At 64.8% G+C, this 15,222-nt stretch carries 10 protein-coding genes and 2 riboswitches; of the genes, 6 read left to right on the top strand and 4 right to left on the bottom strand.

Annotated features, from left to right (window positions below; genetic code table 11):
* Positions 1-13 precede the first annotated feature (13 nt).
* The 3 genes from gcvP to gcvT form a co-directional block, all read right to left on the bottom strand.
* A complete protein-coding gene (gene gcvP / locus H3H39_RS17100; protein ID WP_182154714.1) occupies positions 14-2,902 on the bottom strand; it encodes an aminomethyl-transferring glycine dehydrogenase in 2,889 nt (962 codons plus the stop codon).
* Positions 2,903-3,000: 98 nt separating this feature from the next.
* Complete coding sequence (gene gcvH / locus H3H39_RS17095; RefSeq protein WP_182154712.1) at positions 3,001-3,378, bottom strand: glycine cleavage system protein GcvH; 378 nt, start codon at positions 3,376-3,378, stop codon at positions 3,001-3,003.
* An 80-nt stretch (positions 3,379-3,458) separates the two neighbouring features.
* A complete protein-coding gene (gcvT, locus tag H3H39_RS17090) occupies positions 3,459-4,580 on the bottom strand; it encodes a glycine cleavage system aminomethyltransferase GcvT (RefSeq protein ID WP_182154710.1) in 1,122 nt (373 codons plus the stop codon).
* Between the two features lie 78 nt (positions 4,581-4,658).
* A riboswitch (glycine riboswitch) is annotated at positions 4,659-4,763 on the bottom strand.
* Positions 4,764-4,780: 17 nt separating this feature from the next.
* A riboswitch (glycine riboswitch) is annotated at positions 4,781-4,867 on the bottom strand.
* Between the two features lie 152 nt (positions 4,868-5,019).
* Between gcvT and H3H39_RS17085 the strand changes: the two genes are divergently transcribed.
* From H3H39_RS17085 to H3H39_RS17075, 3 genes are all read left to right on the top strand, one after another.
* Entirely contained in the window at positions 5,020-5,580 is a 561-nt protein-coding gene (locus tag H3H39_RS17085) for an ATP-dependent Clp protease proteolytic subunit (protein ID WP_182154708.1), read from the top strand.
* Between the two features lie 73 nt (positions 5,581-5,653).
* Positions 5,654-5,941, top strand: coding sequence for a hypothetical protein (locus H3H39_RS17080; RefSeq protein ID WP_182154706.1), 288 nt, complete (start codon positions 5,654-5,656; stop codon positions 5,939-5,941).
* A gap of 59 nt (positions 5,942-6,000) precedes the next feature.
* Complete coding sequence (locus H3H39_RS17075) at positions 6,001-8,277, top strand: DUF1631 family protein (protein WP_229218106.1); 2,277 nt, start codon at positions 6,001-6,003, stop codon at positions 8,275-8,277.
* Positions 8,278-8,371: 94 nt separating this feature from the next.
* On the opposite strand, the gene hmpA is transcribed toward H3H39_RS17075, so the two are convergent.
* Positions 8,372-9,553 (bottom strand): NO-inducible flavohemoprotein, encoded by a 1,182-nt coding sequence (hmpA, locus tag H3H39_RS17070; RefSeq protein ID WP_182154702.1) that lies wholly within the window; start codon positions 9,551-9,553, stop codon positions 8,372-8,374.
* Between the two features lie 189 nt (positions 9,554-9,742).
* Between hmpA and H3H39_RS17065 the strand changes: the two genes are divergently transcribed.
* The 3 genes from H3H39_RS17065 to H3H39_RS17055 all read left to right on the top strand — a co-directional run bounded on the left by H3H39_RS17065 (position 9,743) and on the right by H3H39_RS17055 (position 15,219).
* Positions 9,743-10,375 (top strand): phosphatase PAP2 family protein, encoded by a 633-nt coding sequence (locus H3H39_RS17065; RefSeq protein WP_182154700.1) that lies wholly within the window; start codon positions 9,743-9,745, stop codon positions 10,373-10,375.
* Positions 10,376-10,555: 180 nt separating this feature from the next.
* A complete protein-coding gene (smc, locus tag H3H39_RS17060) occupies positions 10,556-14,083 on the top strand; it encodes a chromosome segregation protein SMC (protein ID WP_182154698.1) in 3,528 nt (1,175 codons plus the stop codon).
* Positions 14,080-15,219, top strand: a complete 1,140-nt coding sequence (locus H3H39_RS17055; protein WP_182154696.1) for a cell division protein ZipA C-terminal FtsZ-binding domain-containing protein — start codon at positions 14,080-14,082, stop codon at positions 15,217-15,219. The genes smc and H3H39_RS17055 overlap by 4 nt, the downstream gene beginning before the upstream one ends.
* Positions 15,220-15,222: the final 3 nt, after the last annotated feature.

Genomic DNA, 15,222 nt, shown 5'->3' with positions numbered 1-15,222 from the left:
CGATCCTGTCGCTTTACTCGTAGTCGCTCATCGGCGCGCAGCCGCAGAACAGGTTACGGTCGCCGTACACGTTGTCGGCGCGGCCGACCGGCGGCCAGTACTTCTGCTTGCGCAGCGATGGCACAGGATAGGCCGCCACTTCGCGGCTGTACTTGTGTTCCCACGTATCGGCCGTCAGCATCTCGGCCGTGTGCGGCGCGCCCTTGAGCGGGTTGTCGGTGCGGTCGAATTCGCCCGATTCCACTTTCGCGATCTCCATGCGGATGGCGATCATGGCGTCGATGAAACGGTCCATCTCGGCCTTCGATTCGCTCTCGGTCGGCTCGATCATCAGCGTGCCCGGTACCGGGAAGCTCATGGTCGGGGCGTGGAAGCCGAAGTCCATCAAACGCTTGGCCACGTCTTCGTTGCTGATGCCGGTGGCGTCCTGCAGTGGACGCAGGTCCAGGATGCATTCGTGCGCCACCAGGCCGTCGTGGCCCGAGTACAGCACCGGGAAGTGCGGCGCCAGGCGGCGCGCGATGTAGTTGGCCGCCAGGATGGCCGTCTCGGTGGCGGCCGTCAAGCCTTCCGCGCCCATCATGGCGATGTACATCCAGGAGATGGGCAGGATGCTGGCCGAACCGTAGGGCGCCGCGCTGACGGCGCCGATGCCGGCAACGTCGCGCTGGTAGCCGGACGAACGCTGGTTAGGCAGGAACTTGGCCAGGTGCGCGCCCACGCCGATCGGGCCCACGCCGGGGCCGCCGCCGCCGTGCGGGATGCAGAAGGTCTTGTGCAGGTTCAGGTGCGACACGTCGCCGCCGAAGCTGCCCGGCGCGGCCACGCCCACCAGCGCGTTCATGTTGGCGCCGTCGATGTAGACCTGGCCGCCGTGGCTGTGGATGATCTGGCACAGTTCCTGGATGCCTTCCTCGAACACGCCGTGGGTGGATGGGTAGGTCACCATCACGCAGGCCAGGTTCTTCGAGTGCAGTTCGGCTTTCGCCTTCAGGTCGGCCAGGTCGACGTTGCCGCTGGCGTCGCAGGCGGTGACCACCACCTGCATGCCGACCATGTTGGCCGATGCCGGGTTGGTGCCGTGCGCCGACGACGGGATCAGGCAGATGTTGCGATGGCCTTCGCCGCGCGACTCGTGGTACGCCTTGATCACCAGCAGGCCGGCGTATTCGCCTTGCGAGCCGGCGTTAGGCTGCAGCGACACGGCCGCGTAGCCGGTCAGCGCGCACAGCATCTCTTCCAGTTGGCCGATCATCTCGCGGTAGCCCACGGTTTGCGCGTCCGGCGCGAACGGGTGGATGTTGGAGAATTCGGGCCAGGTCACGGGCACCATTTCGCTGGTGGCGTTCAGCTTCATGGTGCACGAGCCCAATGGGATCATGGTGCGGTCCAGCGCCAGGTCCTTGTCGGCCAGCGAACGCAGGTAGCGCAGCATCTCGTGTTCCGAGTGGTAGCGGTTGAATACGGGGTGGTCCAGATAGGTGCTGGCGCGGTTCAGGGCGGCCGGGAAGGCGTCCGCCACCGATGCTTCGATGGCGTCGAACGCCGGCTTGGCGCCGTTGGCGCCGTCGGCGAAGATGGTCCACAGCAGTTCGATATCGTCACGGGTGGTGGTTTCGTCCAGCGACAGGCCGATGTGGCCCGCGTCCACCTTGCGCAGGTTGACGCCGTTGGCCACGGCCACGGCGTGCAGCTGTTCGGCGCGCGCCGTCTGCACGGTCAGCGTGTCGAAGTAGCTGTCGTTGGCCAGGGTGTAGCCCAGCGCCTTCAGGCCGGCGGCCAGCACGCCCGTGTAGCGGTGCACGCGCTGCGCGATCTGGCGCAGGCCGGCCGGGCCGTGGTAGACGGCGTACATGGACGCGATCACGGCCAGCAGCACTTGCGCGGTGCAGATGTTGGAGGTGGCTTTTTCGCGGCGGATGTGCTGCTCGCGCGTCTGCAGCGCCAGGCGGTAGGCCTTGTTGCCCTGCGAGTCGATGGTCACGCCCACCAGACGGCCCGACATGCTGCGCTTGAATTCGTCGCGGGTCGACAGGTAGCCGGCGTGCGGGCCGCCGAAACCGAGCGGCACGCCGAAGCGCTGGCTGTTACCGACGACCACGTCGGCGCCCCATTCGCCCGGTGGCGTCAGCATGGTCAAAGCCAGCAGGTCGGCCGCCACCACCACCATCGCGCCACGCGCCTTGACGGCGGCCACGGCTTCTTTGTAGTCGCGCACCACGCCGTTCACGCCGGGGTATTGCAGCAGCACGCCGAAGCAGTCCGGCAGGCCGGCCAGTTCAGCCGGCGCGAAGCCGCGCACTTCGATGCCCAGCGGCTGGGCGCGCGTTTCCACCACTTCGCGGGTTTGCGGCAGCACGTCGTCGGCCACGTAGAACACTTGCGATTTCGATTTGCCCACGCGCTGGATCAGCGTCATGGCTTCGGCGGCGGCCGTGCCTTCGTCCAGCATGGAGGCGTTGGCGATGCCCATGCCGGTCAGGTCGGTGATCACTTGCTGGAAGTTCAGGATCGCTTCCAGGCGGCCTTGCGAGATCTCGGGCTGATAAGGCGTGTAAGCCGTGTACCAGGCCGGGTTCTCGAAGATATTGCGCAGGATGACGCCTGGCGTATGGGTGTTGTAGTAGCCCTGGCCGATCAGCGACTTGAGCACCTGGTTCCTGGATGCGATGGCCTTGAGCTTGCCCAGCGCTTCCTGCTCGGGCATGGGGGCGCTGTACTGACCCAGCGGCAGCGCGCCCTGGTTGCGGATGTTGGCGGGAACGAGGGCGTCGATCAGCGCGGCGCGCGAGGCGTAGCCGAGCACCGACAGCATGGCTTGCTGGTCGGCGGCGTCGGGGCCGATGTGGCGGGCCAGGAAGGCGTCGCGGGCTTCAAGTTGGGTCAGGCTGGTGCGGGTCATGATGTGTCAGGGCGAAAAAGAGGAGAGGGGGGGGGCGCCGGGGAGGGCGGCGGCCGGACAGGAAAAAAGCCAGCGCGAAGGCTGGCCCGGTTCCGGTCTTAGGCGGTAGCCTTGCCGTAGGCGGCCGCGTCCAGCAGGCCGTTGATGGCGTTGGCGTCGGCCGGCTTGATCTTGAACATCCAGGCGCCGTAGGCGTCGGCGTTGATCGACTCGGGCGCGTTCACCACGTCTTCGTTGATGGCTACCACTTCACCGGCCACGGGGGCGTAGATGTCGCTGGCCGCCTTGACCGATTCCACCACGGCCGCGTCGTCGCCGGCGCCGTAGGTGGTGCCCACTTTCGGCAGTTCCACGAAGACGATGTCGCCCAGCGCGTCCTGTGCGTACTCGGTGATGCCGACGGTGACGGTGCCGTCAGCTTCCAGGCGTACCCACTCGTGGGATTCGGTGTACTTCAGGTCTGCAGGGATGTTCATGTAGGGCTCCAATGATGAATGGTTATAAATTATATAAATCGTAGTGTTCGCGTATGCAGCTGGTACGGTTCGCGTAAGGGTCAGGCAACCAGGATTTTACCGTTACGCACGAACGGCAGCTTGACGACCGAGGCGGCCAGCTTCTTGTCGCGGATTTCCACCTGCACGGTGTCGCCCACGGCCACGCCCATCGGCACGCGCGCCAGCGCGATGGCCTGCTGCATGGTGGGGCTGAAGGTGCCGCTGGTGATCTCGCCGGTGGCGTCGCTGCCGGCCACGATGACTTTCTGGTGGGCGCGCAGCACGCCGCCTTTTTCGCGCAGCACCAGGCCCACGAACTGGGCGTTCTGGCCCATTTTTTCCAGCGCGGCCTTGCCGATGAAGTCGCGCGGCGACACCAGGTCGATGGTCCAGGCCAGGCCCGCGTCCAGCGGGTTGACGGTTTCGTCCATGTCCTGGCCGTACAGATTCATGCCCGCTTCCAGCCGCAGCGTGTCGCGCGCGCCCAGGCCGGCCGGTTTCACGCCGGCGGCGGCCAGCGCGTTCCACAGGGCCACGGCCTGCTCGGCGGCCACGCCGATTTCGAAGCCATCTTCGCCCGTATAGCCGGTGCGCGCCACCATCGCTTCGCCGAACACGGCGCTTTGGGCGAAGGCCACGTTGAACGGCTTCATGTCGGCCGTCGCCGCTTGCGCTTCAGGGATCACTTGCCACACCTTGGCGCGCGCGTTCGGGCCTTGCACGGCGATCAGCGCCATGGCGTTGGCGCCATCGCGGCGCTGGGTGATGGTCAGGCCGCTGTTGGTGGCGTCGTTCTGGGCCTGCATCCAGGCCACGTCCTTCTCGGCCGTGCCGGCGTTGACCACCAGGCGGAACCAGCTTTCGTTGATGAAGTAGACGATCAGGTCGTCGATCACGAAACCCTGGGGATTGAGCATGCACGAGTACAGGGCCTTGCCCGACACCTGCAATTTGTCGACGTTGTTGGCCAGCAGGCCGCGCAGGAAACCGCGCACCTTGTCGCCCTTGATGTCGACCACGCACATGTGGGCCACGTCGAACATGCCGACGTCGGTGCGCACGGCATGGTGTTCCTCGATCTGCGAACCGTAGTTGACGGGCATGTCCCAGCCGCCGAAATCGACCATGCGGGCGCCCGCGTCGCGGTGGGCTTGATTGAGCGGGGTGGCTTTGAGCGTCATGTATTCCTCGGTCCAAAAGAGTTAGGGGGTAAACGGAACAGACAAGGAAGAGCCAACGCAGCTTCTCCACGTGTGATCGCAGACCCCTCTGTCCTTGGTACCTGAGAGATTACGGGAATGATCCCGTGCGCCCCTTCGGTGGGCCGCCGGCGTGTGCCGCGGCCGCTCTCCAGAGTTGAGCCAGGCGCTTGCGCGCGCTGGTCCCCTGATCGGTCCTTTTGCCTGAGAGTTTTTGGGTAGTGCCCCTTCGGCGGCTGCGCAGGTCAGCCCTCTCCCGATCAAGACTGGGCAATATATGCCAGAAGTGCCTTGCTGTCAATCAAACCAGCGGCCGGGGGCGACGGCCGTGGCCTTGCCGGGCGCGCACGAATGGCGCGCGCTGGCGGGCTGAAACGCCGCCACTTTGCTAAAATTGCCTAAACAACCTGCGGGTGCGGCCATGAACGAAGAGCGCGATCAATTCGAAGGGCATGCCTGGTTCACCTTGTCCGGCGACGTCAACAGCGATATGGTGCGGCGCGTGTTCGACGCGGCCGCCGACATGACGGAAGACCGGGTGGGCACTGCCCATATCCTGATGCAATCGAACGGCGGTTACGTCAGCGATGGTATTTGCCTGTACAACTACCTGAGCAATCTGCCGATCCGCTTCTTCACCTATAACGCCGGTGCTGTCGCTTCGATCGCCGTCATCGTATTCCTGGCCGGCGAGCGGCGCCATGCCAGCGAGACGGCCCGTTTCATGGTGCATAAATCGCACGCCAGCGCGCCCCACGGCGCCCGTCCCGACGCGCTGCGCATCATCGTCGAAGGGTTGCAGGCCGACGATGCGCGCACCGAGCAGCTGATCCGCGACCATGTGCGGCTGACGGACGAGCACTGGCGGATCCACGCCTATTCCGACCTGCACCTGACGGCCAGCGAGGCGCTCGCGGTGGGCCTGGTCGACCTGGTGCAGGACTTCGCGCCGCCCAAGGGGCAGCGTGTGACCAATATCTGACCCCGGTCCCGCCTGTCACCGTCAACTTTCGGCCGCCCCGGCCGTTATTACTCTTGTCGTCCATAATCATGTGTTGCGGTTTCGCAAGGCCATCAAGACCCTGGCGTGCCAGGATGGCGATGGTCCGGATCCGTCGCGGGCCGTGGCTGTTTTGATACGGTTAAAAAATAGCCAGGGCAAAATGGGGGCGGAGTTGGTGGAAGGCATGAAAATGTGGGAAATATCTCCGATTATTTCTTTTTGGCTATTGCCATGCGGCAATACTGTGCCAGAATGTGGTAAAGCGGCAAAATCTCTGGTGTGGCTGGCGATTCGGCCGGATGCACCGCACCAGTCAACGCGTCAGCAGGCGAGCAAATAATGGCAACTTCAACAACTACTGTGGCACCGAAAAAGACGGTCTCGCCGCGGCATGCCTTGTTGGAAGAGCTGATCGGCATCGCCGTCAAGCAGGCGGGCGACCAGTTTCTTGACTTTGCCAACCGCCTGGCCGGTGCCCTGATCGACGCCACCCAGGGCGACGCTTCCCAGATGCAGCAGCGCATCAAGGCGGGCAACCTGCTGCACAACGGCAATGCCGCGTTCCAGCACCTGGCCACGGCCACGCTGGAAAAGTCGCTGCGCAAGGAAATCGCGCTGCTGTCGCCGGCCGTCAAGGCCAAGCCCCGCAAGGAAGTGGAGGCGCTCAGCCTGGTGCCTTACGAGGAAATGGACACCAAGGTGGCGCTGGGCAGCGTCAGCAAGCCATTCGAGACCCTGTACGCGGACGCCTTGCAGACGCTCAACGTGCGCCTCGCTTTCCTGCTGGACCGCGACATCCTGCGCGGCAACCAGAATCCCTTCCGGCCGGAAGTGTTCCTGTCCGCCTTGCAGCAAGCGTGGCTCGATTTCGATCCTTCGCCGGAATCGGCCGGCCTGTTGCAGCCGCTGCTCAAGCCGGGCATGTTCATCGAACTGGGCCCGATGCTGGAAGCGCTCAACCTGACCTTGCAGCGCAAGGGCGTGCTGCCCGGTTCCGTGGATGGCTACAAGAGCCGCAAGGCTGACCGCGCATCGCCTGCCGCGCCGCCGCGGGTGCGCGCCAACCAGGCTGTGCTGGCCCAGCAGTTGCGCCAGTTTTTCGGCGCCGCCGAGCCACAGGAAGACATCGACCTGACCATCCCCGACCTGCCCAACGTGCCGATGGCGCCCGACAGCGCCTGGGTGCAGGGCGCCGCGCAAGGTTTCCATGGGGCCATGCACAATGAAAGCGTCCAGCGCCTGTCGCGCGTGGCGGCCAAGCGGCCTTTGCTCAGCTATCTGGCCCAGATCCAGAAAACCGTGCCGGCCGGACTGGCGGGCGGGGGGCATGGGCATGGCATCGGCGCCTCCTTGCCGGGCGGCGCCAGCGCCGAAGACGGCGCGGCCGCACTGGCCGGTATGCTGCACGGCTATGGCGAAGCGGGCGCCGGCAATGTGTTCCACCTGCCCACCATCAAGCAGAACCTGCCGCAGGGCAGTTTGTCGCGCACCGACGAAAGCACGATCGACCTGCTGTCGGCCATTTTCGACACGGTATTTCGCGATCAAAACATCTCGCAGGAAATCCGCGACCTGATCCGTTTCCTCCAGATCCCCGTCCTGAAGGCGGCGCTGGTGGACAAGAATTTCTTCTTCCAGGAAGCGCACCCCGCACGGCGCCTGATCGACCTGCTGTCGCGCATGGGTTGGGAGCAACGCAAGGGGCCGGACGACCCCCTGTTCCAGGCCATGCAGCGCAGTGTGGACCGGGTGGGGCGCGATTACGACCATGAACTGTCCGTGTTCGCAGAAGCGGTCAATGAACTGGAAGCGTCGATCAAGGCCGAGGAGGCCGCCGCCGCCACCGCCATCGCCGAACCGATCGCCGCCGCCCTCAAGCAGGAGCGCATGGCCGAGGCCAGCAAGTCGGCCAAGAGTGCCGTGGAACTACGCATCGGCACTGGCGAAGTGATCGCCGTGGTGGAAGCGTTCCTGGAAAACAAATGGGTGTCCGTGCTGACCATCGCCTACAGCGTGGAGCAGGACAAGCCGGGCGCGGTGGACAACGCCACGCGCACCATGGACGACCTGATCTGGAGCGTCAAGCCCAAGCTCAACGCGGACGACCGCAAGCAATTGATCGCCAAGCTGCCCGGCCTGCTGTCCACGCTCAACAAGTGGCTGGACGTGATCAAGTGGCAGGATGCGGACCGTTTGCAGTTCTTCGCCGAACTGGCGGAATGCCATGCGTCCATCGTGCGGGCGCCGCTGGAAATCAGCCCGGAACGGCAGGTGGAGATCGCCATGGAAGCGGCCCAACGCGCCACGGAGCGCCGGCTGGAGCTGCAGGCCAAGGCCGCCGCCGAACCGCCGCCGCCACCGCCGGACGACGATGCCACCATCGAAGTGGATAGCCTGGCGCGCGGCATGTGGCTGGGTTTCACGCTGGAGGATGGCAGTCAGCGCAAGGTCAAGCTGGCGTGGATCAGTCCACTGCGGACCTTGTACATTTTCTCCACGGCGGCGCGGCAGGAAGCGTTTTCCATGTCGGGCGAACAGTTGGCCAAGCAGTTCCGCGACCATACGGCGCAACTGATCCGGGCTGATGGCGTGGTGTCCGTGGCGCTGTCGCAGGTGCTGGAGCAGGGCGCCGTCAACGACGAGGTCATGGATCCATCGGAGACGGCGGTCGCCTAGTCATTTCGCATCCTGGCGATACATTCGGCTCAATGAGTGATGGCCGGCGGCGCCCATGGGCGCCGCCGGCCATCGTCGCTTCAGCGCCGGGCTATCAGTTCAGTGCCGAGGCCGGACCGAAGAACTCATAGTGCGTCTGTGCTTCCGGCACGCCCAGTTCACGCAGCGCATGCTTGACGGTCTTCATGAACGGCGTGGGGCCGAGGAAGTAGGCGTCCACATCGCGCGTTGCGGGCAGCCACTCGGCCAGCTGGGCGCGGTCGATCAGGCCCACGGCGTCCGGCGCCGGATGGGCGTCGTGCGACTCGGCGTAGATGTAGTGGCGGCGCAGGTTGGCGTGGCGCTCGGCCAGTTGATCCACCTGGTCGCGGAAGGCGTGCACGGCGCCGTTGCGGGCGGCGTGGATGAAGTGGATGGGGCGGCCCGACTTGAGCGCCTTGCCCAGCATGGCCAGGGTGGGGGTGATGCCCACGCCGCCGCTGATCAGCACGATAGGACGGGCGCTGTCGGCCAGCGTAAAGTTGCCCGATGGCGGGAACAATTCCACCGTATCGCCTTCCCGCACTTGCTCGTGCAGATAGCCCGACATCTTGCCGCCCGGCTCGCGCTTGACGCTGATCTGGTAATCGCGGCCATTGCTTTCGGCCGACAGCGAATACTGGCGGCGCTGTTCGACCCCATCCACCACGGCGCGAATGCCGATGTACTGGCCCGGCTGGAATTCCATCACCGGCTGGCCGTCGGCAGGGCGCAGCACGAAGGTGGTGATTTCCGCGCTTTCCACACGTTTTTGCGCCACCACGAAGGCGCGTGCGCCTTCCCAGCCACCCGCGGCCGCGGCCTGGGTCTGGTAGGTTTGGCCTTCGATGCCGATCAGCAGCTCAGCCAGTTGGCCGTAGGCGGCGCCCCAGGCTTCCAGCACGGCGTCGGTGGCCGTCTCGGCGCCCAGCACTTCGCGGATCGCCTTCAGCAGGCTGGCGCCCACCATGGGATAGTGCTCGGGCAGGATGCGCAGCGCCACGTGCTTGCTGACGATGGTGTTGACCAGTGGTCCCAGCGCTTCCAGTTTTTCGATGTGCTTGGCATACATGAGGATGCTGGTGGCCAGCGCGCGCTGCTGGTCGCCGCTGTGCTGGTGGGCCTGGTTGAAGAAGGGCAGTACTTCCGGATAGTCCTGGAACAGGGTGCGGTAGAAATGACGGGTCAGCGCTTCGCCGCCTTGTTCGAGAATGGGGACGGTGGCGGTGACGATGGCGCGGTGAGACTGGGACAGCATGACGACTCCTGGGGGTTAAACATGCATGTAGTATGCCGCTTTATATTGATCTATGTCAAGAGAAACGGTATTTGATTTACCTCTATGTTTATGCAATATTGACGCACGGAAATGCCCCTCGCGATCCCGGCGATGTGGTTAAATGATGTTGCGCTGCAATGTGCGCGCAACGTACTTTGGGTGGTGTGCATGATCTGGTGGCAAAGCTTGAGCGTGTTGGGCAGTCTGGCCGTTACCGGCCCGATCGGCGTCGCCATCGCCGTGTGGCTGCTGGCCGGCAAGTCGTGGCGGCTCACGTTGTCGTGGTGCTTGCTGTTTGGCGCCGGCATGGCGCTGGTGGTGCTGACCAAGGTGGCCTTCATCGGTTGGGGAGTGGGCGTGCCGGCCGTGGAATTCGCCGGCTTCAGCGGCCATGCGATGCGGGCCGCGGCCGTGTTTCCGGTCGCGTTCTACCTCGCGTTCCGGCGCTGGGACGGGCCGCACCGCCAGCTGGCGCTGACGGCCGGCATCCTGGTGGCGGTGCTGATCGCGGTGGCGCGGGTCTATGTGATGGCCCATTCCGTGTCCGAGGCCGTCACGGGCTGTTTGCTGGGGCTGGTGGTGGCGGCCGCCTTCATCTGGCACGCCAGCACGGAAAACCACCTGGCCTTGAGCCGGGTATTGATGGCCTTGTGCATCCCCGTGTTGCTGGTGGCGCCCCGGGTGGAGCCTATGCCGACCGAGGAATGGATGACGCAACTGGCACTGTTCCTGTCCGGCCACGAGCGCCCTTACACCCGCAGCCTGTGGCACCGGCCTGGTCCACGTAGCGTGTTGCGCTGAAATGGTTGCCGTATAGGCGCTGGATGCGTGTTTTTGGCCAGAATAGATGGACGAAATGGTATGATAGGCCACTTTTCATTTGGGTAATGCACGCCGGCGACGAGGGCGGCCGCAAGCGCCCAACCAACCGTCGATCGTTTGCTTGATTAATGCCGCTTGCGGCTTGGAACAGTTCACAACGTGCGTCTATCTTCCATCAAATTGTCGGGGTTTAAGTCTTTCGTCGATCCCACCAATTTCCAGGTCCCAGGTCAGCTGGTGGGTGTGGTCGGCCCCAACGGTTGCGGCAAGTCGAACATCATCGACGCCGTGCGCTGGGTGCTGGGCGAATCGAAGGCGTCGGAATTGCGCGGCGAGTCCATGCAGGACGTGATTTTCAACGGCTCCACCCACCGCAAGCCCGCCGGGCGCGCCTCGGTGGAACTGGTGTTCGACAACAATGACGGCAAGGCCTCCGGCCAGTGGGGCCAGTACGCGGAAATCGCCGTCAAGCGCACTCTCACGCGCGACGGCACCTCGACCTACTACATCAACGGCCAGCCTGTGCGGCGGCGCGACATCCAGGACATTTTCCTCGGCACCGGCCTGGGCCCGCGCGCCTACGCCATCATCGGCCAGGGCATGATTTCCCGCATCATCGAGTCGCGCCCGGAAGAGCTGCGGGTGTTCCTGGAAGAGGCGGCTGGCGTGTCCAAGTACAAGGAACGGCGGCGCGAGACGGAAAACCGGCTGCACGACACGCGCGAGAACCTGCTGCGGGTGGAAGACATCCTGCGCGAGCTGAACGCCAACCTGGAAAAGCTGGAAGCCCAGGCCGCCGTGGCCACCAAATTCCACGCGCTGCAGGCGGATCAGGAAGAAAAGCAGAAGCTGCTGTGGCTGCTGCGCAAGTTGGAAGCGGAAAACGAGCAGAAGAAATACTTCCGCGACATGGAGCAAGCACAGACCGACCTGGAAGAGCAGACGGCCAAGCTGCGCCACGTGGAATTGTCGCTGGAGCAGATGCGCCAGGCCCACTTCTCGGTCGGCGACCGGCTGCACACGGCCCAGGGCCATCTGTACCAGACCAACGCCGAGATCGGCAGCCTGGAAGCGCAGATCAAGTTCGTGCTCGAATCGCGCACCCGTTTGCAGGCCCAACTGGCTACCTTGACGGCCCAGCGCGACCAGTGGCAAAGCCAGGCCCAGGAATACACGGAGCAGATCGAGGAAGCGGAATTCAATCTGGAAGAGTTGTCGGCCAAGGTCGAGCAATCGCAGATGATGGCCGAGCAGAAGGCCGAAGCCTTGCCGGCGCTGGACCAGGCCTGGCGCGAAGCCCAGGTCAAGAGTACGGAATCGCGGGCCCGCATCATGCAGGCCCAGCAGCAGCTGGAACTGGAATCGGCCCACCAGCGCAACGCGTCCAACATTTTGTCCGGCTTGGCCACGCGCCGTGAGCGTTTGCAGCAGGAAAAGAACGGCCTGAGCCTGCCCGACAGCAGCCACCTGGCCAACCTGAAGCTGCAGCTGGAGGAAAAGCAGCAGGCGCAGGAAGAACTGGGCTATCACCTGGAAGAGGCGCTGGAGCAGCAACCCAAGCTGGAGGACGAGCGCCAGGCCGCGCAAGCCCAGGTCAACGCGGAAACGGCCGCCAACGCCCAGCTCGAAGCGCGCCTGAACGCGCTGCGCCAGATGCAGGAACGGGTGCAAACCCAGGGCAAGGTCCAACCGTGGCTGCAAAAGCACGAGCTCGACGCGTTGCCGCGCCTGTGGCAAAAATTGAACATCGAAGCGGGCTGGGAAACGGCGCTCGAATCCGTGCTGCGCGAACGCACTTCGGCGCTGCAGATGTCGAATATCGACTGGGCCAAGGCCTTTTTCAGCGATGCGCCACCGGCCAAGCTGGCCTTGTATGCGCCCTCGACGGCCGTGCCGCCGGCGCCGCTGGAGGTGGCCGGCCTGACGCCGTTCCTGAACCTGCTCAAGCTCAACGATCCCGGCTTGCGCGCCGTGCTGCAGGACTGGTTGCACAACGTCTATTCGGCCGAGGATACGGCCAGCGCCTTCGCCGAGCGGGGCAAGCTGCCGGCCGGCGGCTGCTTCGTCACGCGCCAGGGCCACGTGATCACCCAAGGCAGCGTGCGCTTTTACGCAGCCGACGCCGAGCAGGACGGCATGCTGGGCCGCCAGCAGGAAATCGACAACATCACCAAGCAGTTGCGGGCCCAGCAGATGCTGGCCGACGAAGCACGCGCGCGCGCCGTGCGGGCCGAGGCGGCCGTGGCCAACCATGCGCGCCAGCTCACCGAATACCGTGCCCGCAGCCAGAGCCTGACCCAGTCCGTGCACACGCTGCAACTGGAAGTGGTCAAGCTGTCCGAGATCGAAGCGCGCTTCAACCAGCGCAGCAACCAGATCGAAACGGACCTGGCCGAGATCGGGGCGCAGGAAGCGGAGCAGATGCAGGTCAAGCTGGAGTCGGAGGAGAAATTCGAACAGCTGGACATGGCGCTGGGCAATCTGCAAGGCGAGCACGAGGATGGTCAGACCGCTTTCCTGCAGCAGGAGCAGCGCCTGGCCGACGCGCGCGAGCAGTTGCGCGAGCTGGAACGGGCGGCGCAGGAAGCCCAGTTCGCCGAGAAATCCCAGCGCAGCAAGATCGAGGAATTGCGCCGCAATATCGCTACCGCCACCACCCAGGCGGCGCAGGTGGCGTCCAGCCTGCTGGCTGGCCAGCAGGAACTGGCCAGCCTGGAAGCGGGCGCGGCCAACGACGGCTTGCAGGACTTGCTGCAACGCCGTACCGAGCAGGAGAAAGCCCTGTCCGACGCGCGCCACGAGCTCGATCAGATCACCCAGCAGTTGCGCTCGTCCGAGGAACAGCGCATGCAGGCCGAACGCAGCCTGCAACCGCAGCGCGACAAGATCATGGAAATGCAGCTCAAGGAACAGGCCGCGCGCCTGAACCAGGAGCAGTACGCGGCCCAGTTGGCCGAAGTGAACGCGGACGAGGCGGCCCTGTCGGAAAAGCTGCACCCGGACATGAAGCCGTCCTACCTGCAAGGCGAGGTGACAAGGCTGAGCAACGCCATCGCCGGCCTGGGCGCCGTCAACCTGGCCGCGCTCGACGAGCTGGCCCAGGCGTCCGAACGCAAGCAATTCCTGGACGCCCAGAACGCCGACCTGACCGAAGCCATCAACACGCTGGAAGATGCGATCCAAAAGATCGACAAGGAAACGCGCGAATTGCTGCAAGACACTTTCGACCGCGTCAACGGCCACTTCTCCGAACTGTTCCCCATTCTGTTCGGCGGCGGCCAGGCCAAGCTGATCATGACGGGCGACGAAATCCTCGACTCCGGCGTGCAAGTGATGGCGCAGCCGCCGGGCAAGAAGAACGCCACCATTCACCTGTTGTCGGGTGGTGAAAAAGCGCTTACGGCGACGGCCCTGGTGTTCTCCATGTTCCGCCTCAACCCGGCGCCGTTCTGCCTGCTCGACGAGGTCGACGCGCCGCTGGACGACGCCAACACGGAACGTTTCTGCCGCATGGTCAAGCGCATGTCGGACCAGACCCAATTCCTCTTCATTTCGCACAACAAGATCGCGATGGAGATGGCCAATCAACTGATCGGTGTGACGATGCAAGAGCAGGGCGTATCGCGCATCGTGGCGGTGGACATGGAAGCCGCCGCCAATTTTGCTTCCGAGGCACAAGCAGCATGACAGATCTTCAATTGAGTTTAATCGGTGCCGGCGGCGTGTTCATCGTCGGCGTGTTCAGCTACAACAAGTGGCAGGAATACAAGGCCAAGAAAAGCGTGGAGCGGGCCTTCGCGTCCGACCATGACGACGTGCTGATGCGCGCCGGCGACGGCCCCGTGGCCCGCCATGAACCGAGCTTCTCGCTCGATGGCGCGGCCCCCGGCGTGGCCGGTGGCGAAGCGACGGCCGCCGCAGCCGCGCTCGGCGCCGTGGCCGCGGCCATCCACCATGGCGATGGCCAGCCGCCTGGCACCGGCGCCGTCGCGCCGGCGGCCGACGGGGCGGCCAGCCTGGCCGAGCAAGCCACCAACCTGGTCGATCCGCTGATCGATTGCCTGCTGCCGCTGGCGCTGGAAGGCCCGGTGCGGGGCGACAAAATCCTGCCCGTGCTGCAAACGCTGCGCCTGGTGGGCAACAAACCGGTGCACTTCATCGGTCTGGCCGTCAGCGGCGAGTGGGAACCTATCGTCCACGGCGGGGTCTATACCAAATTGCAGGGTGGCGTGCAGTTGGCCAGCCGCACCACTGCGCTGAACGAATTGGAGTATTCGGAACTGGTCATGCGCTTGCGCGCCATGGCCGACGAGATCGGCGCCGAGCCGGAAATTCCGGACATGATCGAGGTGATGGCCGAAGCCCGCAACCTGCACCGTTTCGTGGCCGGCCACGATGCGCAACTGGGCGTGAACCTGCAAAGCAATGGTGCGCCGTGGGCCATCGCCACGCTGCTGGGTGCGCTGGAGAAGAAAGGTTTCGATGTGCGTCCCGACGGCCGTTACGTGATGCCGGACGGCGAGGGCGGCTATCTGTTCTCGCTGTCGACCAACGTCACGCTGGCCGAGGAAACCACCTCGCGCCTGACGCTGCTGTTGGATGTGCCCTGCGTGGCGCCGGCCCGCGACGGTTTCGGCGCCATGGTCGCGTGCGCCAAGTCGCTGGTGGCCCGGCTGGACGCGACCATCGTCGACGATTACAACACACCGCTGAGCGATGCGGCATTGGAAGAAATCAAAGGCCAGGTGCAGGATTTCTACGCCGAGATGGAAGCGTCCGACATACCGGCCGGTTCCTCGCGCGCGCTGCGCCTGTTCAGCTGAAGG

It is taken from the genome of Rugamonas apoptosis (assembly GCF_014042355.1).
Lineage (GTDB): Bacteria > Pseudomonadota > Gammaproteobacteria > Burkholderiales > Burkholderiaceae_D > Rugamonas > Rugamonas apoptosis.
This window is presented reverse-complemented; position numbering and strand designations above follow the sequence as displayed.